The 18,310-nt window shown below is 62.1% G+C and carries 16 protein-coding genes; 11 read left to right on the forward strand and 5 right to left on the reverse strand.

Annotation, left to right across the window (positions count from 1 at the left end; all coding sequences use genetic code 11):
* Positions 1 to 2: 2 nt before the first annotated feature.
* The 4 genes from hslV to ACO77H_RS01890 all read right to left on the reverse strand — a co-directional run bounded on the left by hslV (position 3) and on the right by ACO77H_RS01890 (position 5,652).
* Entirely contained in the window at positions 3 to 533 is a 531-nt protein-coding gene (gene hslV / locus ACO77H_RS01875) for an ATP-dependent protease subunit HslV (protein WP_017738857.1), read from the reverse strand.
* A gap of 255 nt (positions 534 to 788) precedes the next feature.
* The gene (locus tag ACO77H_RS01880) at positions 789 to 1,490 is read right to left on the reverse strand and encodes an SPOR domain-containing protein (RefSeq protein ID WP_029296044.1); all 702 of its coding nucleotides are present in this window, start codon (positions 1,488 to 1,490) and stop codon (positions 789 to 791) included.
* Position 1,491: 1 nt separating this feature from the next.
* Positions 1,492 to 3,228 (reverse strand): arginine--tRNA ligase, encoded by a 1,737-nt coding sequence (gene argS, locus ACO77H_RS01885; protein ID WP_169952399.1) that lies wholly within the window; start codon positions 3,226 to 3,228, stop codon positions 1,492 to 1,494.
* Positions 3,229 to 3,432: 204 nt separating this feature from the next.
* On the reverse strand, positions 3,433 to 5,652 hold the full coding sequence (locus ACO77H_RS01890) for a primosomal protein N' (protein ID WP_169952397.1): 2,220 nt from the start codon (positions 5,650 to 5,652) through the stop codon (positions 3,433 to 3,435).
* 202 nt (positions 5,653 to 5,854) lie between these two features.
* On the opposite strand from ACO77H_RS01890, the gene rpmE reads away from it, so the two are divergent.
* From rpmE to ACO77H_RS01905, 3 genes are all read left to right on the forward strand, one after another.
* The gene (rpmE, locus tag ACO77H_RS01895; protein ID WP_029296053.1) at positions 5,855 to 6,085 is read left to right on the forward strand and encodes a 50S ribosomal protein L31; all 231 of its coding nucleotides are present in this window, start codon (positions 5,855 to 5,857) and stop codon (positions 6,083 to 6,085) included.
* 14 nt (positions 6,086 to 6,099) lie between these two features.
* Positions 6,100 to 6,906: a thermonuclease family protein gene (locus ACO77H_RS01900; RefSeq protein ID WP_169952395.1), complete on the forward strand. Its 807-nt coding sequence runs from the start codon at positions 6,100 to 6,102 to the stop codon at positions 6,904 to 6,906.
* A 183-nt stretch (positions 6,907 to 7,089) separates the two neighbouring features.
* On the forward strand, positions 7,090 to 8,358 hold the full coding sequence (locus ACO77H_RS01905; protein ID WP_057958076.1) for a malic enzyme-like NAD(P)-binding protein: 1,269 nt from the start codon (positions 7,090 to 7,092) through the stop codon (positions 8,356 to 8,358).
* A gap of 128 nt (positions 8,359 to 8,486) precedes the next feature.
* On the opposite strand, the gene ACO77H_RS01910 is transcribed toward ACO77H_RS01905, so the two are convergent.
* Positions 8,487 to 10,928: a penicillin-binding protein 1A gene (locus ACO77H_RS01910; RefSeq protein WP_432755727.1), complete on the reverse strand. Its 2,442-nt coding sequence runs from the start codon at positions 10,926 to 10,928 to the stop codon at positions 8,487 to 8,489.
* Positions 10,929 to 11,148: 220 nt separating this feature from the next.
* On the opposite strand from ACO77H_RS01910, the gene pilM reads away from it, so the two are divergent.
* The 8 genes from pilM (at position 11,149) to ACO77H_RS01950 (ending at position 18,239) form a co-directional block, all read left to right on the forward strand.
* Positions 11,149 to 11,802, forward strand: coding sequence for a type IV pilus biogenesis protein PilM (pilM, locus tag ACO77H_RS01915; protein WP_170042387.1), 654 nt, complete (start codon positions 11,149 to 11,151; stop codon positions 11,800 to 11,802).
* Positions 11,802 to 12,353, forward strand: a complete 552-nt coding sequence (locus ACO77H_RS01920; protein ID WP_169952387.1) for a PilN domain-containing protein — start codon at positions 11,802 to 11,804, stop codon at positions 12,351 to 12,353. Before pilM ends, ACO77H_RS01920 begins: the two co-directional genes overlap by 1 nt.
* Positions 12,350 to 12,970, forward strand: coding sequence for a type 4a pilus biogenesis protein PilO (locus ACO77H_RS01925; protein WP_432754930.1), 621 nt, complete (start codon positions 12,350 to 12,352; stop codon positions 12,968 to 12,970). The genes ACO77H_RS01920 and ACO77H_RS01925 overlap by 4 nt, the downstream gene beginning before the upstream one ends.
* Positions 12,967 to 13,482, forward strand: coding sequence for a pilus assembly protein PilP (locus tag ACO77H_RS01930; protein WP_432754931.1), 516 nt, complete (start codon positions 12,967 to 12,969; stop codon positions 13,480 to 13,482). The genes ACO77H_RS01925 and ACO77H_RS01930 overlap by 4 nt, the downstream gene beginning before the upstream one ends.
* Positions 13,483 to 13,551: 69 nt before the next feature.
* The gene (locus ACO77H_RS01935; RefSeq protein WP_170042560.1) at positions 13,552 to 14,883 is read left to right on the forward strand and encodes a type IV pilus secretin PilQ; all 1,332 of its coding nucleotides are present in this window, start codon (positions 13,552 to 13,554) and stop codon (positions 14,881 to 14,883) included.
* A 4-nt stretch (positions 14,884 to 14,887) separates the two neighbouring features.
* Positions 14,888 to 15,406, forward strand: coding sequence for a shikimate kinase AroK (aroK, locus tag ACO77H_RS01940; protein WP_169952380.1), 519 nt, complete (start codon positions 14,888 to 14,890; stop codon positions 15,404 to 15,406).
* A 147-nt stretch (positions 15,407 to 15,553) separates the two neighbouring features.
* Positions 15,554 to 16,654, forward strand: coding sequence for a 3-dehydroquinate synthase (aroB, locus tag ACO77H_RS01945; protein ID WP_432754932.1), 1,101 nt, complete (start codon positions 15,554 to 15,556; stop codon positions 16,652 to 16,654).
* Between the two features lie 10 nt (positions 16,655 to 16,664).
* The gene (locus ACO77H_RS01950; protein WP_169952376.1) at positions 16,665 to 18,239 is read left to right on the forward strand and encodes an SPOR domain-containing protein; all 1,575 of its coding nucleotides are present in this window, start codon (positions 16,665 to 16,667) and stop codon (positions 18,237 to 18,239) included.
* Positions 18,240 to 18,310 lie beyond the last annotated feature (71 nt).

An 18,310-nucleotide genomic window follows, 5' to 3' on the forward strand; every position in this document is an offset into this window, starting at 1 on the left:
GCTTATTCCGCGAGGTCCTGCTCCTCAATGGTCAGGTTGTGGTTGGTGAACACGCAGATATCGCCGGCGATACCGAGGGCGGTCTCGACGATTTCCCGGGCCGACAGGTCGGTTTTTTTCAGCAGGGCGCTGGCTGCGGCCTGGGCATAGCCACCGCCGGAACCCATGGCGATCAGGCCGTTCTCGGGCTCCACCACGTCACCGTTGCCGGTGATGATCAAGGAGGCGTCTTTGTTGGCGACGGCGAGCATGGCTTCGAGGCGGCTGAGGGAACGATCGGTGCGCCACTCCTTGGCCAGTTCGACGGCGGCACGCACCAGATGGCCCTGGTGTTTTTCCAGTTGGCCTTCAAAGCGTTCGAATAAGGTAAAGGCGTCAGCGGTGGCACCTGCAAAACCGGCGAGGACCTGGCCGTGGTACAGGCGGCGCACTTTTTTGGCGTTGCCTTTCATCACGGTATTACCAAGGGAAACCTGGCCGTCGCCGCCCATGACGACTTTGCCGTGGCGACGAACTGAAACGATGGTGGTCAAGGGGAGAGTCTCCACGCTGCGGGGCGAAAATGCCCTGATGGAACTCATATGGGGGTGGCGGGGGAGATTTCAACCGTAGGAAGGGTGCGCGGACGAGTGGTGTCTAGCGGGCCGGCACAAGCTCAAGAGCACTATAAAACCAATGTGGGAGCTGGCTTGCCTGCGATCGCGGTGCACCCGTCACTGAAAATATTGACTGATACACCGTCATCGCAGGCAAGCCAGCTCCCACATCTGATCCGTGTTGCCTGTGGCTCAACGGCTCTGGCGTTGTTGTAACAACAGGTTGCTAAAGCCCGCACCCGCCAGCTGCTTCTGGGCCACGGTCAGCTGTTCACGATTGCTGAACGGCCCCACCAGCACGCGATACCAGGTCGCTTCCTTGACCGTCCCGGATTCCACCGTCACCGTCTGCCCGAGCAGGATAATCTGCGCCCGCACCCGGTCCGCATCCGCCTGCTTGGGGAACGAGCCCGCCTGCAGGAAGAACTTGGTGACCGGCGCCGCCTTGGTAGTGGCAACCGGTGGTGCCGGCGGCGGGGTAATCCCGGCTAACGCCGCCTGGGCTCGTGCGGTGTCGATCTTGGCTGCTTCCGCCGGGGTTACCGGGGTGGTCGGCACTTGCGGCGTCGGCAGGGTTTTCTCCGGCACGGCGTCTTGCGGCACGATCACTTCCGATTCCGGCAGCAGCGTATAGAAGTCGTATTTCGGCTTCACAGGCGCGGTTGGGCTCGGCGGTGTCTTGTTCGCTTCGGCGATCTTGCTGGCCTTCTGCTGCTCCTGCTTGACCCGCTTGACGTCTTCGCCCTGGCCCGGCTCCAGTTTCATCAGGAACACGATAAACGCACCGACCGACAGGCCGATGGCCAGCCACATCCAGCCCGGGATCGGTTGTTTGGCCGGTGCCTGGTAGCGGCTGGCGCCGCGCTTGGGTGCAGGTTTTTTCTTGGCTGCCAACTTACATACGCTCCAGAGTTTCCAGGCCCAACAGTTCCAGGCCTTGCTTGAGGGTCCGTCCAGCCAGTGCGGCGAGGCGCAGGCGGCTTTGCTTTTGCGTTTCGTCGTCGGCGCTCAGGATCGGGCAGTTCTCGTAGAAGCTGGAGAACAACCCGGCGACTTCATACAGGTAGGTGCACAAAATGTGCGGCGTACCTTTCTCGCCCACGCTGTTGAGCACTTCGCCGAACTGCGCCAGCTTGGCGGCCAGGTCGTGCTCTTGCGGCGCTTGCAGGATGATCTGGCCGTCGACTTCGCTGAAATCCTTGCCCAGCTTGCGGAACACGCCCGCCACACGGGTGTAGGCATACAGCAGGTACGGCGCGGTGTTGCCTTCGAAGTTGAGCATCAGCTCGAAGTTGAAGCTGTAGTCGCTGGTGCGATGCTTGGACAGGTCGGCGTATTTCACCGCGCCGATACCCACTACCCGCGCGATATTGCGCAGCTCGGCTTCCGCCAGTTCCGGGTTCTTTTCCTTCACCAGGTTGTAGGCACGCTCCTGGGCTTCGTTCAGCAGGTCGATCAGCTTCACGGTGCCGCCGTCGCGGGTCTTGAACGGGCGGCCATCGGCGCCGTTCATGGTGCCAAAGCCCATGTGTTCCATGTGCATCGGGTGGGTGACGAAACCGGCGCGGCGCGCCACTTCGAACACTTGCTGGAAGTGCAGGGCCTGGCGCTGGTCGACGAAATACAGCGCACGGTCGGCCTTGAGCACACCGCTGCGGTAGCGCACGGCCGCCAGGTCGGTGGTGGCGTACAGATAGCCGCCGTCGGCCTTGACGATGATCACCGGCAGCGGCTCGCCGTCGGCGGTCTTGAATTCGTCGAGGAACACACATTGGGCGCCGTTGCTCTCGACCAGCAGGCCCTTGGCCTTGAGGTCGTTGACCACATTGATCAGGTCGTCGTTGTAGGCACTTTCGCCCATCACGTCGGCCATGGTCAGCTTGACGTTCAGCAGTTCGTAGATTTTCTGGCAGTGGGACAGGGAAATATCGCGGAAACGTGCCCACAGCTCCAGGCATTCCGGGTCGCCGGCCTGCAGCTTGACCACCAGGCCACGGGCGCGGTTGGCGAACTCTTCGGATTCGTCAAAGCGCTTCTTGGCGGCGCGGTAGAAGTTTTCCAGGTCCGACAGCTCGTTGCTGGTGATGGGGTTCTCTTGCAGGTACGCCATCAGCATGCCGAACTGGGTGCCCCAGTCGCCCACGTGGTTCTGGCGGATCACGGTGTCGCCAAGAAACTCCAGGACCCGCGCCACGCCGTCGCCAATGATGGTCGAACGCAGGTGGCCGACGTGCATTTCCTTGGCCAGGTTGGGGGCCGACAGGTCGATGGCCACGCGCTGCAGGGGGCCGGCCTTGCGCACGCCGATCTTGGCGTCGGCCAGGGCGGCGTCCAGGCGTGAAGCCAGGGCCTGGGTGTTCTGGAAAATATTGATAAAGCCTGGGCCGGCGATTTCGGCCTTGCTGACCTGTGGGTCGGCCGGCAGTGCGGCAATGATTTTTTCCGCGAGGTCGCGCGGTTTCATGCCCGCAGGCTTGGCCAGCATCATTGCGATGTTGCTGGCGAAGTCGCCGTGGGTCTTGTCTCGAGAGTTTTCCACCTGGATCGCCGGCGTCAGGCCTTCAGGCAACACACCTTCGTTGACGAGTTGGGTGAGGGCTTGTTGGATCAACTGGCGAATTGTGTCTTTCATGGTGTTCTCTTTCGACCGCAAGCGGCGGTGCGCGATGCGCAGGTGGAAAAACTGGACATTATCCGGTGCGAGGGCGGGCTTGCCAACCTTCAAGGTCCGTTACTGGACCTGCGGGCCTCATCGCGGGCAAGCCCGTTCCCACATTTTGATGTGTGAATACCGTCAAATGTGGGAGCCGGCCTGCCTGCGATAGCAATTTATATATCAGTACAAATCCACCGGATCGACATCCAACGACCATCGCACCTGTCGCCCGCTGGGCATTTGCTCCAGCGCAAGTAACCAGCTACTTAATAGCCGATGCAGCGGTGCGCGGGCGGTGGCTTGCAACAGGAGCTGGGCGCGATAACGTCCGGCGCGGCGCTCCATCGGTGCTGGCACAGGGCCCAGCAACTCGATGCCGCTCAGACCCAGCTCACCGAGCAAACGTTCAGCGGCGCTGCATGCCTCGTCCAGGAAACCTTCGGCCTGCCCCGGTTTATGGGCCTCGGCGCGCAACAGCGCAAGGTGCGCAAAGGGCGGCAAGCCGGCGGAGCGACGCTCGCTCAACGCCTGCTCGGCGAAGGCGAAATAGCCTTGTTCTGTCAGTTGAATCAGCAGGGGGTGGTCGGCCAGGTGGGTCTGGATGATCACTTTGCCAGGCTCTTCGGCGCGCCCGGCGCGGCCTGCGACCTGCACGATCAGTTGCGCCATGCGTTCACTGGCGCGAAAGTCCCCGGAGAACAGCCCGCCGTCGGCATCCAGGATCGAGACCAGGGTCACCCGTGGGAAGTGATGGCCTTTAGCAAGCATCTGCGTGCCGACCAGGATGCACGGCTGGCCTTTCTGGATGGTGGCGAACAGCTGGTTCATCGCATCCTTGCGCGACGTACTGTCGCGGTCCACCCGCAGTACCGGGAAGTCCGGAAACAGAATCCCCAGGCGTTCCTCGGCGCGCTCGGTGCCTGCGCCCACGGGCCGCAGGTCGACTTTTCCGCATTGCGGGCAGTGGCGCGGGACCCGCTCCACATGGCCGCAGTGATGGCAGCGCAGCTCGCCGGAGCGCTGGTGCACGGTCATGCGCGCATCGCAGCGGTTGCACTCGGACATCCAGCCGCAGTCGTGGCACAGCAGGGTCGGCGCAAAGCCCCGGCGATTGAGGAACACCAGCACTTGCTGGCCGGCCGCCAGGGTCTGGCCGATGGCTTGCTGCATCGGCCCGGAGATGCCGCTGTCCAGTGGCCGGCTTTTCACATCCAGGCGCAGGAAGCGCGGTTGCTTGGCGCCGCCCGCGCGCTCGTTGAGGCGCAGCAGGCCGTAGCGCCCGGTGTAGGCGTTGTGCAGGCTCTCCAGGGAGGGCGTGGCCGAGCCGAGCACAATCGGGATGTTTTCCTGGCGGGCGCGCACCAGGGCCAGGTCGCGGGCGTGGTAGCGCAGGCCTTCCTGCTGTTTATAAGAGCCGTCGTGTTCCTCGTCGATGATGATCAGGCCGGGATTTTTCATCGGCGTGAACAGCGCCGAACGGGTGCCGATAATAATGTCGGCCTCGCCGTCCCGGGCGGCGAGCCAGGATTCCAGGCGCTCGCGGTCGTTGACGGCCGAGTGCACCAGGGCGATCCGCGCATTGAAACGCTGCTCGAAGCGCGCCAGGGTCTGGGGGCCGAGGTTGATCTCGGGGATCAGCACCAGGGCCTGCTTGCCGGCCTCCAGGGTTTCGCGGATCAGTTGCAAATAGACTTCGGTCTTGCCGCTGCCGGTGACGCCGGCCAGCAGGAACGCGTGGAAGCTGTCGGCGCCGGCGCTGATGGCCTCAAACGCGGCGCGTTGTTCCGGGTTCAGTGGCAGTTCCGGTTGGGCCAGCCAGTGCTCGTGGCGCTCGCCGGGGGCGTGGCGGCGGATTTCCACCTGCACCAGGTCCTTGGCCAGCAGCAGGTCGAGGCTGTCCTTGCTCAGCATCAGTTTGCTCAGCAATTGGTGCGCCACGCCATGTGGATGCTGCGCCAGGGTGGCCAGGGCCTCGCGCTGGCGCGGGGCGCGGGCGATGCGCGGGTCGTCCAGGCGCGCGCCGGGCGTTATCGACCAGAAGCGCTCCTGGCGGGTCTCGGCCAGCTCGCCCTGGCGCAACAGCACTGGCAACGCCCAGCTCAAGGTGTCGCCCAGGCTGTGCTGGTAATACTGGGAAGTCCACAGGCACAGCTTGAACAGCGACGCCGGCAGTGGCGGCGTGGCGTCCAGGATGGCCAGGGCCGGCTTGAGCTTTTCTGCCGGCACTTCGCTGTGGTCCGCCACTTCGATCAGAATCCCGATCATCTCCCGCCGGCCAAACGGTACGCGCACGCGCATCCCCGGCTGCAACTGCGACCTTACGACACCCGCAGGCGCCCGATAGTCGAAGAGGCGGCGCAGGGGCGAGGGCAGGGCGAGGCGCAAAATGGCGTCGGGCACGCGGGAGGTTCTCATATGGCAGACGGTGAAGAAGGGCGCGAGCCTAGCAGACCCGCAGGGGAGTGTCCTGCCACAGTTTCTGATGAAAGGGGGCATGGCGGCGCTTGCGTGATTAAAAAGCTCTGGTAGAATCCGCGGCCTAATTACGTGCGGTATTCGACAATAGTGTCGAGTGGCGGCACGCTAGCCTGAGGAAGACACCATGAAAGCCGATATCCATCCAGCGTACGAAACCATCCAAGTTACTTGCAGCTGCGGCAACAAGTTCGAAACTCGTTCGAACCTGTGCAAGCCACTGGGTACTGACGTATGCAACGAGTGCCACCCGTTCTACACCGGTAAGCAGAAGACTCTGGATACTGGCGGCCGTGTACAGCGCTTCGCCGACCGTTTCGGTGCTTTCGGCAAGAAAGCTCCAGCTGCTGCAGAGTAAGGTTCGAAAGCCTGATGGGCTTTTACCTGCTTATGAAGAAGGCGTCCCTTGTGGGCGCCTTTTTTGTGCCCGCGATTTGGCTATCGGCCGCCCAGGCCGAGGTGTTTTGCCCAGCGCCGGCCTCGGTCAGCGCCGTCGAGGTGCAGCGCGTGGTGGATGGCGACACCGTCCGTCTCAAGGACGGGCGCAGTGTGCGCATGATCGGCGTCAACGCCCCGGAGACCGGCAAGAAAGGCCGCCCGGACGAGCCATTCGCCGTGGCCGCGCGCCAACGCCTGCAAGGGCTGGTGGACGCCAGTGGTGGTCGGGTCGGCTTGGTGTCGGGTCGCGAGGGCAAGGACCGTTATGGGCGAACCCTGGCTCACCTTTATGGGGCCAACGGTGCGAATCTGGAGGCGCAACTGCTCGCCGAGGGCCTCGGGTTCCTGGTGGCGGTGGCGCCCAATGTCGATCTGGTCGCCTGCCAGCAAGCCGCCGAGCGCAGTGCGCGGGCGGCCAGGTTGGGCCTGTGGCGCCAGTCGCCTGTGCAGAAAGCCGGGCAAATCCAGCAGTCGGGCTTCGCCGTGGTCAGCGGGCGCGTGAGCAAGGTCGAACGCAATCGCGGCGGGATCTGGATCGAATTGCAGGACTCACTGGTATTACGGGTTGCACCCAATCTGGTCGGGCAATTTGATAACGCCCTGCTCAAGCGCCTGCAAGGCCAGGAGGTCGAGGCTCGTGGCTGGGTGCTGGACCGTTCCCGACGTGGTGGCCTGAAAAGTGGCCAGGCACGCTGGCTGCTCCCCTTGACCGATCCCGGCATGCTGCAATTGGCACAATAAGAAAAAATTGTAGACATTTTTTCAGTCGATTGTGAACAGTTGTAGGCCTTGTATCCCGTGGCTCTTGGCCGAAAGTCGTAGGGCAGGGCCCTTGACACCGGTGACTGCCCAGTCTTGTAGGGACTTTGCGACACGAGTATCCTCGGCGGTCCGTCGTCCAACAGTAAAAAGCGGAATGCCGATATGTCTGATTTGAAAACTGCCGCTCTCGAATATCATGCCCATCCTCGTCCAGGAAAGCTGAGTGTCGAGCTCACCAAAGCCACTGCTACCGCACGCGACCTGTCGCTGGCGTACAGCCCCGGTGTAGCCGAGCCCGTGCGTGAAATCGCCCGCGATCCTGAACTGGCCTACAAATACACCGGCAAGGGCAATCTGGTTGCAGTGATTTCTGATGGCACCGCGATTCTCGGCCTGGGTAACCTCGGCCCATTGGCTTCCAAGCCAGTGATGGAAGGCAAGGGCGTGCTGTTCAAGCGCTTTGCCGGCATCGACGTATTCGACATCGAAGTCGATTCCGAAAGCCCGCAAGCCTTCATCGACACCGTCAAGCGCATCTCCATCACCTTCGGTGGTATCAACCTGGAAGACATCAAGGCACCTGAGTGCTTCGAGATCGAAAAGGCCCTGATCGAACAGTGCGACATCCCGGTATTCCACGATGACCAGCACGGCACCGCGATCGTTACTGCGGCCGGCATGATCAACGCCCTGGAAATCGCTGGCAAAACCCTGTCCGACGCGAAAATCGTCTGCCTGGGCGCCGGTGCCGCGGCCATCTCCTGCATGAAGCTGATCGTGAGCATGGGTGCCCGGCTTGAAAACATCTACATGGTCGACAGCAAGGGCGTGATCCAGTCCGAGCGTACCGACCTGAACCAGTACAAGGCGATGTTTGCCCACCCGTCCTCCAAGCGCACCCTGGCTGACGCACTTGACGGTGCTGACGTGTTCGTCGGCCTGTCCGGCCCGAACCTGCTGAGCGCCGAAGGCCTGAAGTCCATGGCGGCCAACCCGATCGTGTTCGCCTGCTCGAACCCTGATCCGGAAATCGCCCCGGAACTGGCGCACGCCACCCGTAACGACGTGATCATGGCCACTGGCCGTTCGGACTACCCGAACCAGGTCAACAACGTACTGGGCTTCCCGTTCATCTTCCGTGGCGCCCTGGACGTTCGCGCCAAGCGCATCAACGAAGAGATGAAAGTAGCTGCCGCCAACGCCCTGCGTGAACTGGCCAAACTGCCGGTACCTCAGGACGTATGCGACGCCTACGGTGGCGCCAAGCTGGAATTTGGCCGTGAGTACATCATTCCCAAGCCAATGGACAAACGCCTGATCACCGTGATCTCCGATGCCGTGGCCAAGGCCGCCATCGAGACAGGTGTGGCAACCCTGCCGTATCCGAAGAACTACCCGCTGCAAAGCGTGGATGATGTGTTCAACGGCTAAGCCGTTGTAGCGCACCAACAAAAAGCCCCGGCTCTTGCGAGTCGGGGCTTTTTTGTGGCTGTGCAAAACGGTGGGAGGGTACACCGTCAAAATGTGGGAGCGGGCTGCCACAATTGGATCTGTGTTTGTCAGAACAGATCGATTGGCGCCGACTCATCCGCTGGCAGCGGGCTGCCCGGTGCCACGCCATTGCCCAGTTCATTCATCGACGGCGGCGTGTCTTCGCTCTTGAACAGTTCAAAGTACGCATTCGGCGTGCCCGGTGCTGCAGCGCGGCCGCTGATCGGGTCGATGCGCAGGCTGAGGATGCCTTCCGGCTCGGCCTGGGTGTGAGCCGGCTTGTCCTTGAGGGCGGCGCCCATGTAACTCATCCAGATCGGCAAGGCGACGGTGCCGCCGTATTCGCGGCGACCGAGGCTTTCTGGCTGGTCGTAACCTGTCCAGACGGTGGTGATGTAATCGGCGTTGTAGCCGGAGAACCACGCATCCTTGGATTCGTTGGTGGTACCGGTCTTGCCTGCCAGGTCCGTGCGGCCCAGGGCCAGGGCGCGACGGCCGGTGCCGCGCTTGATCACGTCCTGCAGCATGCTGGTAAGAATGTAGGTGGTCCGCCCATCAACCACGCGCTCTGCCACCGCCGGTGCCTGCGGGGTAGAAGCGGCATCGGTAGGTGCCGTGCCAGGCGCAGGCTCGATGGTGATGCCACCATTGGCGGGCGCGGCCAGGCCATCGCTGGCGGCAACGCCGTTGGGCACGCTCGGCGGGTTGGCGACAAACAGCGTGTCGCCGTTGCGGCTTTCGATCTTGTCGATCAGGTACGGCGTGACCTTGTAGCCGCCGTTGGCGAATACGCTCCAGCCGGTGGCGATCTCCATTGGCGTGAGGGTCGCAGTGCCCAGGGCCAGGGACAGGTTGGGCGGCAGGTCCTGCTTGTTGAAGCCGAAGCGGGTCATGTAGTCGATGGTCTTGCCCACGCCCATCGCTTGCAGCAGGCGGATCGATACCAGGTTGCGCGACTTGTACAGCGCCTCACGCACGCGGATCGGGCCGAGGAAAGTGTTGGTGTCGTTCTTCGGGCGCCAGACCTTATCCAGGTACTCGTCGACAAACACGATAGGCGCGTCGTTGACCAGGCTGGCGGCGGTGTAGCCGTTATCCAGCGCGGCACTGTAGACAAATGGCTTGAAGCTGGAGCCGGGCTGGCGCTTGGCCTGGGTGGCGCGGTTGTAGTTGCTCTGCTCGAAGGCGAAGCCCCCGACCAGGGCGCGGATTGCACCGTTCTGCGGGTCCAGGGAGACCAGTGCGCCCTGGGCGACCGGGACCTGGCTGAATTTCAGGCTGTCGTCCTTCTGGCGCTGCACGCGGATCAGGTCACCGACCTGGGCCACATCAGATGGCTGCTTGGGCATCGGCCCCATGCTGTTGGTGTTCAGGAAGGGGCGCGCCCACTTCATGCTGTCCCACGCCACATGTTCTTCGCCGCTGCGGGTCAGGACCTGCACGCCATCCTTTTTTACCTGGGTGACGATGGCTGGATCCAGGCCGCTGATGGAGCGCTGCTTGCCCAGTTCGACGGTCCAGGCGCTCAGGGTCTTGCCCGGCAGGCGCGATTCCGGTCCACGGTAGCCGTGGCGCTGGTCATAGGTGATCAGGCCTTCATGCACCGCGTGGTTGGCGATTTCCTGCAAGTTGCTCGGAATGGTCGTGGTAACGCGGAAACCTTCGGTGTAGGCATCGCTGCCATAGCGGCCAACCATTTCGGCGCGGGCCATCTCGGCGATGTACGGTGCGCTGACTTCTGGCGTCGGCACGTGGTAGCTGGCGTTCAGCGGCTCGGCCACCGCCGTCTCATAGGCGTTCTGGTCGATCTTGCCCAGCTTGTACATGCGCCCCAGGATCCAGTCGCGACGCTCCTTGCTGCGGGCGGGGTTGGCCAGAGGGTTGAAGCGCGACGGGGCCTTGGGCAGGCCGGCAATCATGGCCATTTGTGCCAGGCTGGCGTCGCGAATCGACTTGCCGTAGTACACCTGGGACGCCGCTTCGATCCCATAGGCGCGGTTGCCCAGGTAGATCTTGTTGACGTACAGCTCAAGGATTTCATCCTTGGTCAGTTGGCGTTCGATCTGCAGCGCCAGGAGGATTTCCGTGGCCTTGCGCGAGAAGCTGCGCTCGCTGGTGAGGAAGAAATTCTTCGCCACCTGCATGGTGATGGTGCTGCCGCCCGATTGAATGTGTCCGCTTTTTACCAGCTGCGTGGCTGCGCGCACCAGGCTGCTGGGGTCCACGCCATAGTGGTTGGCAAAATTATCGTCTTCAGCCGACAGCAGGGCATTGATGAAATTGGGTGGAATGTCGGCGAAACGGATCGGGGTGCGGCGCATTTCGCCGAACTCCGCGATCAGTTTTTCATCGCTGCTGTAGACCCGCAAAGGAATCTGCAACTGGATACTTCTCAGGGCCTCTACCGAGGGCAATCCCGGACTAAGGTAGAGATAGGCGCCGCTGAACACGAGCAGCAGCCCGCAAACGATAGCGACGAAGGAGTACCCGAAAAACTTCAGCAGACGAATCAAGGCTTTTGGATTTCCAGAGAAAAGAATGAGTTAGGTGTCGGGATAGGCATGACTAAAGATGTATCGACCCGACCTGCAGATAAAAAGCGGGAAAAAACGCTGGGCATTAAAGCATTTTTCGCCTCGGGGCGTCATGGGCGCCGCTCAACCGAGCCGACCGAATGCATCAAACCCGGAACTGACCAGCCCTGAGACAGGCAAAGCTTTAGGGAGTTTTATGAAAAAGGGATTTTTCAGGCGAAAAGCCGATACCGTACTGGGCGTGGACATCCAGGACAGCAACGTGAAGATATTGGAGCTGGCCCGCGCCGGCGATGGCTATGCGGTGCGCGCGTATGCGAGCCAGCCTCTGCCTGGCCATGCGGTGCTCGACAGTAATATCGTTGATCTGGAGGTTGTCGCGCAGACCCTTTCCAAGGCATTGTTCCGGGCCCGGACCCAGGTCACCCATGCGGCAGTTGCCGTGGCGGGGCCATCGGTGATCAGCCGGGTTGTGGCGCTGGAGGCAGGGCTTGAGGCCGACGAGATGGAGCAGCGCCTGCGCTGTGAAGCCGACCAGTACATTCCTTATCCGTTAGATGAGGTTGCAATTGATTTTCAGGTACAGGGCCCATCGGGTCGTGAACCCGGTTATGTTGATGTGCTGCTTGTGGCGTGCCTCAAGGAGCAGGTGGAGGCGCGCGAAGCAGTGTTGGCCCTGGCCGGCCTGGTTGCGCGAGTGGTGGATGTAGAGGCGTTTGCCCTGGCGCGGATGACCGACCAGGTGGTTGCCCGGATAGCGCCGGGGAGTGGGATCAATAGTGCACAATGGGCTGCCGATGCCCAGGGATTGCGGGTCGCCTGCGGTTTGGCCCTCAGGAGTTTCGATTGATGACAAGAATCAACCTTTTACCCTGGCGTGAAGAACGCGCTGAGCGCCGTCGCAAGTTCTTCCTGATTTTCCTGTTGGTGATCACCACTATTGCATTGGCCGCCGTATGGCTGGCCGACCGGGTCATTGACCGGGCGATTGATCGACAAGTGGCCCGCAACAACCACTTGAGCAAGCAAGTCACGGTGTTGGACTCGCGCATCAAGACCATCGACGAGCTGCGCGAACAGCGCCAGCAACTGATGGAGCGGATGAAGGTGGTCGAAGATCTCCAGGGCCATCGTGCATCGGGCCAGGAATTGTTCGAGCAGTTGGCCCGCGCGATGCCCGATGGTATCCAACTGAGCGAGGTCAGCGTCAGCGGCACATCGGTGCAAGTCACCGGCACGGCGGTGTCCAACGATGATGTCGCGCGGTTGATGCGTAGCCTTGAGGCTTCCAACAGCCTGCGGGCGCCCAATCTGCGTCATGTCCGGGCCGAGGAGGGCGCCGCCGGCAGTGCCTTCCAGTTGATGGTGGACCATGGGGAGCACCAGGAGACGCAGCGGTGAGCCTTGTGTCCAGCCCGTCAGGGCTGGCACTCCTGCAACTGTCCACGCTGTACCGCAACATCGCCCACTGGCCCTTGGCTGGCAGGATTCTGCTGGGCGCGGTACTTGCCTTGCTAGTGCTGGCGGCGGGGGATGCTGTCTATCTGGGCGGTGCCCGTGAGGTCTTGCAGCGCCAGGAGGCGGGAGAAATAACGCTGCGCCAGCAGTTTGCTGCCAAAGCCCGGCAAGCCGCCGAGCATGAGGGCGTGGTACGTGAGCTTGAAACCCTGCGCACTGCCTTTGCCGAACAGTTGCGCCAAATGCCGACACTCACGCAAATGCCCGGCCTACTGGAAGACTTCGCCCGGTTGGGTCAGGTCAGCGGGGTGCTGGTCGAGCAGCTCAGTGTGCTGGACGAACAGGTGCAACCGGTGTTCGTCGAGCGGCCGATGCAGCTCAAGCTGGTGGGCACCTATCACGACCTGCTGGCCTTCATCAGTGGCGTGGCCGGGTTGCCGCAGATCGTGACCCTGCATGACTTTGTCATTCGTCCTGTGGATTCCCAGGCTGGCGCATTGCTGAGCCTGACGATGCTCGCCAAGACCTACCGGTACGGCAACCAGGGAGCATTTCCATGAGCCGCTTCAAGGTTGCGGGCCTGGGCCTGGTCTTGCTTGCTGGATGCGACAGTGATCCGCAATTGCAGGCGCTGAACGACGAATTGCAAGCGATTCGCCAGCAGGCAGTGCCGCTGGCTGACGAAACGCCTGCAACACTGCCGGGACTACGCTTTGTCTCCAGCCCGACTCCCTTGCGTGACCCTTTCCAGCCGCCGGACCAACCCGCCAGCCGTCCCACCGGCAAGCCCGGGCCTGCCCCGGATCTCGACCGCCCCCGGCAGTTTCTCGAAGGATTTGCCGTGGACCAGTTCCAGATGGTCGGCACCTTGTCCCTGGGCGCGCAGACATTTGCCCTGCTGCGCGGCGCAGCAGGGGTTCATCGCCTGGCGGTGGGGGATTACCTGGGTGCCGATCATGGGCGCGTCGTGGAGATCCATGAAGGTCAGTTGGAGCTGGTCGAACTTTTCCCTGATGGCGAAGGCGCTTGGCTTGAGCGCCCGCGCACCTTGGTGTTGAACGTGAACTCATAACGGAAGCAAAAAATGAAAAGGATTATTTCGTCCTTCGGTGTGGCGCTATGGATAGCGTTCACGGCACCGATGACTGAGGCTGTGCCCAATCGGATCGACCTGATTCACCTGCCACCACCCGGTGCTTCGCCCCAGGGTAGCGGGCGTGGCCCGTTTAGCGGCGACAAGCTTTCCCTCAACTTCCAGGACATCGAGGTCCGCGCAGTACTGCAGCAGATTGCCGACGTGGCCGGGCTTAACCTGGTGGCCGGTGATGACGTGCACGGCTCGATTACCCTGCGCCTCAAGGACGTGCCGTGGGATCAGGCCCTGGACCTGGTGCTGCAAGCCAAGGGCCTCGACAAGCGTGTGACGGCCAATGTGCTGCTGGTGGCGCCGGCCGAAGAGCTGGCCGCCCGCGAGCTGCTGGCCCTGGAATCGCGCAAATTGATGACCGAGCTGGCGCCCCTGCGCCGGGAGCTGCTGCAAGTCAATTACGCCAAGGCGTCTGAGCTGGCCAAGCTGTTCCAGTCGGTAAGCGGGCCTGAGGGGGTGGCCGATGAGCGTGGCTCGGTGACGGTAGACGATCGCACCAACAACATCATTGCCTACCAGACGGGAGAGCGTCTGGAGGAGCTGCGGCGCATCGTCAATCAATTGGATATCCCGGTGCGCCAGGTGATGATCGAGGCGCGGATAGTCGAAGCCAATGTCGATTATGACAAAAGTGTGGGGGTGCGCTGGGGCGGGTTGCTGCGCAATAAAGGTAACTGGAGTGGTGGCGGGGTGGATAAAAGCCCGACAGGGGATGGCGAGTCTCCCGATAGCTCGCCCTTCGTGGACTTGGGCGTCGTCAATGCAAGCTCCGGCCTTGGCATCGCGTTTATCACCGATAACGTGCTGCTGGACCTGGAGCTCACCGCCATGGAGAAGGGCGGCAATGGCGAGGTGATTTCCCAGCCCAAGGTGGTCACGTCCAACAAGGAAACCGCACGGATTCTCAAGGGTACCGAGATTCCTTACCAGGAAGCTACGTCCGAGGGGGCGACCTCGGTCTCGTTCAAGGAAGCCTCGCTTTCTTTGGAGGTGACGCCGCAAATCACTCCGGACGACCAGGTAATCATGGAGGTTCGGGTGACCAAGGATGAACCGGACTACCTGAACAAACTCAACGATGTGCCGCCGATCAAGAAGAACGAGGTCAACGCCAAGGTGCTGGTCAGGGACGGCGAGACCATCGTCCTTGGCGGGGTTTTCTCCAAAAACCAGAGCAAGGTGGTAGATAAAGTGCCATTTTTGGGCGATGTGCCGTATCTTGGCCGCCTTTTCCGGCGTGATGTCGTTGCCCAAAGAAAATCCGAGCTGCTGGTATTCCTGACTCCGCGTATTATGAATAACCAGGCGATTGCTGTGAGTCGTTGATTCTGTGCGAAATTTGATTCTTGTAGGGCCGATGGGGGCTGGAAAAAGCACCATCGGCCGTTTGCTGGCCAAAGAGCTGCGCCTGCCATTCAAAGACTCCGATAAGGAAATTGAATTGCGCACGGGCGCCAATATCCCGTGGATCTTCGATAAGGAAGGCGAACTGGGCTTTCGTGACCGCGAACAGGCGATGATTGCCGAGTTGTGCGGCTGCGATGGCGTGGTATTGGCCACCGGCGGCGGTGCAGTGATGCGCGAGGAAAACCGACGGGCGCTGCGGGATGGCGGTCGGGTGGTCTATTTGCATGCGTCGGTCGAGCAGCAGGTAGGGCGCACCGCACGTGATCGCAACCGGCCATTGTTGCGTACCGCCAACCCCGAGAAAACCCTGCGGGACTTGCTGACCCTGCGCGATCCGCTTTATCGGGAAATCGCCGATCTGGTGGTGGAAACCGATGAACGGCCACCGCGCATGGTCGTAATCGACATTCTCGAGCGCTTGCAGCAGTTGCCACCCCGTTAAAGCCAGGGCCGAAATGCGCTATCCTCGGCAGCGCGTTGCAACCGTCCGAGGTGTGGCGTAGAGCCATCAGGCAGCGTCCGATCTCGACGGTGCCGACAACGTTAATACAGGGCAGGACGCCTGCTTCCATCTTCAGCGCGGGGACACATGCAGACACTTAAGGTCGATCTTGGCGAGCGTAGCTACCCGATCCATATTGGCGAAGGCTTGTTGGACCAGCCCGAGTTGCTCGCGCCGCATATTGCCGGGCGACAAGTGGCAATCATCTCCAACGAGACCGTCGCGCCGCTCTACCTTGAGCGTCTGAGTCGCAGCCTTGCGGCGTATTCGGTGATCTCGGTGATTCTTCCCGACGGCGAAGCCTTCAAGAACTGGGAAACCCTGCAATTGATCTTTGACGGGCTGCTCACCGCGCGTCATGACCGGCGTACCACGGTGGTGGCCCTTGGCGGCGGCGTGATCGGCGACATGGCCGGTTTTGCCGCGGCCTGTTACCAGCGTGGCGTGGACTTTATCCAGGTGCCGACCACCCTGCTGTCCCAGGTCGATTCGTCGGTGGGCGGCAAGACCGGGATCAACCATCCCCTGGGCAAGAACATGGTCGGCGCGTTCTACCAGCCCAATGCCGTGCTGATCGACACCGCCACCCTCAATACCCTGCCGCCTCGCGAGCTGTCGGCGGGCCTGGCGGAAGTCATCAAGTACGGGTTGATCTGCGATGAGCCTTTCCTGACCTGGCTTGAAGAGCACGTCGATGCCTTGCGCAACCTGGACCAGGTGGCGCTGACCGAGGCTATCTCCCGCTCCTGTGCGGCCAAGGCGCTGGTGGTCAATGCCGACGAGCGTGAGTCTGGCGTGCGCGCCACCCTGAACCTGGGCCACACCTTCGGCCATGCGATTGAAACCCACATGGGCTATGGTGTCTGGCTGCATGGTGAGGCCGTGGCGGCTGGCACAGTGATGGCGTTGGAGATGTCGCAACGCCTGGGCTGGATCAGTGTCCAAGAGCGTGATCGTGGTATCCGCCTGTTCCAGCGCGCCGGGTTGCCGGTCATTCCTCCCGATGAGATGACTGAAGCCGATTTCCTTGAACATATGGCGATAGACAAGAAAGTGATCGATGGTCGTTTGCGTCTGGTGCTGTTGCGCCGAATGGGCGAAGCGGTAGTGACCGACGATTATCCGAAAGAGATTCTACAGGCCACGCTGGGAGCGGATTACCGCGCCCTGGCCCAGCTGAAAGGTTAACCAGATCCCGATGACTAGTTTGCATGCCGACGAGGCTTTCCTCGGCCATTACCAGTTGAGCCATGACCCTTTTGCGCCACGGGTCCCCGGTTTCAAGTTTTTCCCTGCACAGCGCAAGCCGGTGCTGGGGCAGTTGCACCACCTGGCGCGCTACAGCCAGTTGCTGTTGGTGGTCACTGGCCCCTTGGGCAGCGGCAAGACCCTGCTGCGCCAGGCCCTGGTGGCCAGCACCAACAAGCAATCGGTGCAGAGCGTGGTGGTTTCCGCCCGTGGTGCCGGCGATGCGGCAGGCGTGTTGCGCCAGGTTGCCCAGGCGCTGGACGTGGCCAATGCCGAGCCGACTGCGATTCTCAAGCAAGTAGTGCAACTGGGCCTGACCGGCCAGGAAGTCTACCTGCTGGTGGACGATGCCGAGCAGCTCGACGAGTCCGCCCTGGAAGCGTTGCTCGCCCTGGCGGCGGGTACGCCGGAAGGGCGCCCCCATGTCTTCCTGTTCGGTGAGGCGTCGCTGATTGCCGACCTGGAGCAGCTCAGTGGCGAGCAAGAGCTGTTTCACGTCATCGAATTGCAGCCCTACGAAGAAGAAGAAACCCGCGAGTACCTGGCCCAGCGCCTTGAAGGTGCCGGCCAGGGCATCGAACTTTTCTCTGCCCAGCAGATCTCTGATATTCACGAAAGCTCCGACGGCTGGCCTGGCACCATCAACCAGGTGGCCCGGGATGCGATGATCGAAGCAATGATTGCCAGCCGCTCTGCGGTTAAGCGTCCAAAGATGGGGTTCACCATGCCGAAGAAACACGTACTGGCGATTTCTGCTGTTGTCGTGGTTGCCGTTGCCGCCGCCTGGCTGATTCCCGGCCGTAGCAAGGCCCCGACTGCTCCAGGTGCACCGACCGAGCAGGCGCAGCTGCCACTGGGCAAGCCCACTACCAATGGCGCACCAGCCGTTGAGTTTGCCGGCTCTGGCCAGCCTACCAACCTGCCGATGGTTGGCCAGCCGGTCATGCGTGGCCCGTTGGCAGAAGAGGCCGGCGCCATTTCCGAAGGCGACGACGGCGTGCCGGTAGAAGGCTCCAGCGCCACGCCACCGACCGTCACCACCGTGGCTCCGCCGCCTGGCGCGACAGCCAGCCCGGCACCGGTGCCTGCGGCCAAGCCGACGCCTGCGCCGACCCAGGTTGCCACCGCCAAGCCAACCCCGGCGCCAGTGGTCAAGCCGACGCCAGCCCCGGCGGCCAAGCCTGCACCTGTCGCCAAGCCTGCTGAAAAACCGGTGACCGTGGCCAAGGCCGCTGCCGGCAGCGGCTGGTACGGCAGCCAACCGGCGAAGAACTACGTGGTGCAGATCCTCGGCACCAGCTCCGAAGCCAACGCCCAGGCGTTCGTCAAAGAGCAGGGCGGCGAGTACCGTTATTTCAAGAAAGTGCTCAACGGCAAGCCTCTCTACGTGATCACCTACGGCAGTTTCCCGAGCCGCGCGGCAGCCGATTCCGCGATCAAGGCCTTGCCAGCGAAGGTTCAGGCTGGTAAACCTTGGCCTCGCACTGTTGCCAGCGTTCAACAAGAACTCGCAACAACTCGCTGAAGTCCGGCGACCTTACCCAGGTCGCCCTCCCAGCACCTCAAAAAAAACAACAAAGCGTGCAGCCCTGAAGG

Origin of the sequence: Pseudomonas sp. WMBT8, from assembly GCF_050916005.1 — a bacterium.
Lineage (GTDB): Bacteria > Pseudomonadota > Gammaproteobacteria > Pseudomonadales > Pseudomonadaceae > Aquipseudomonas.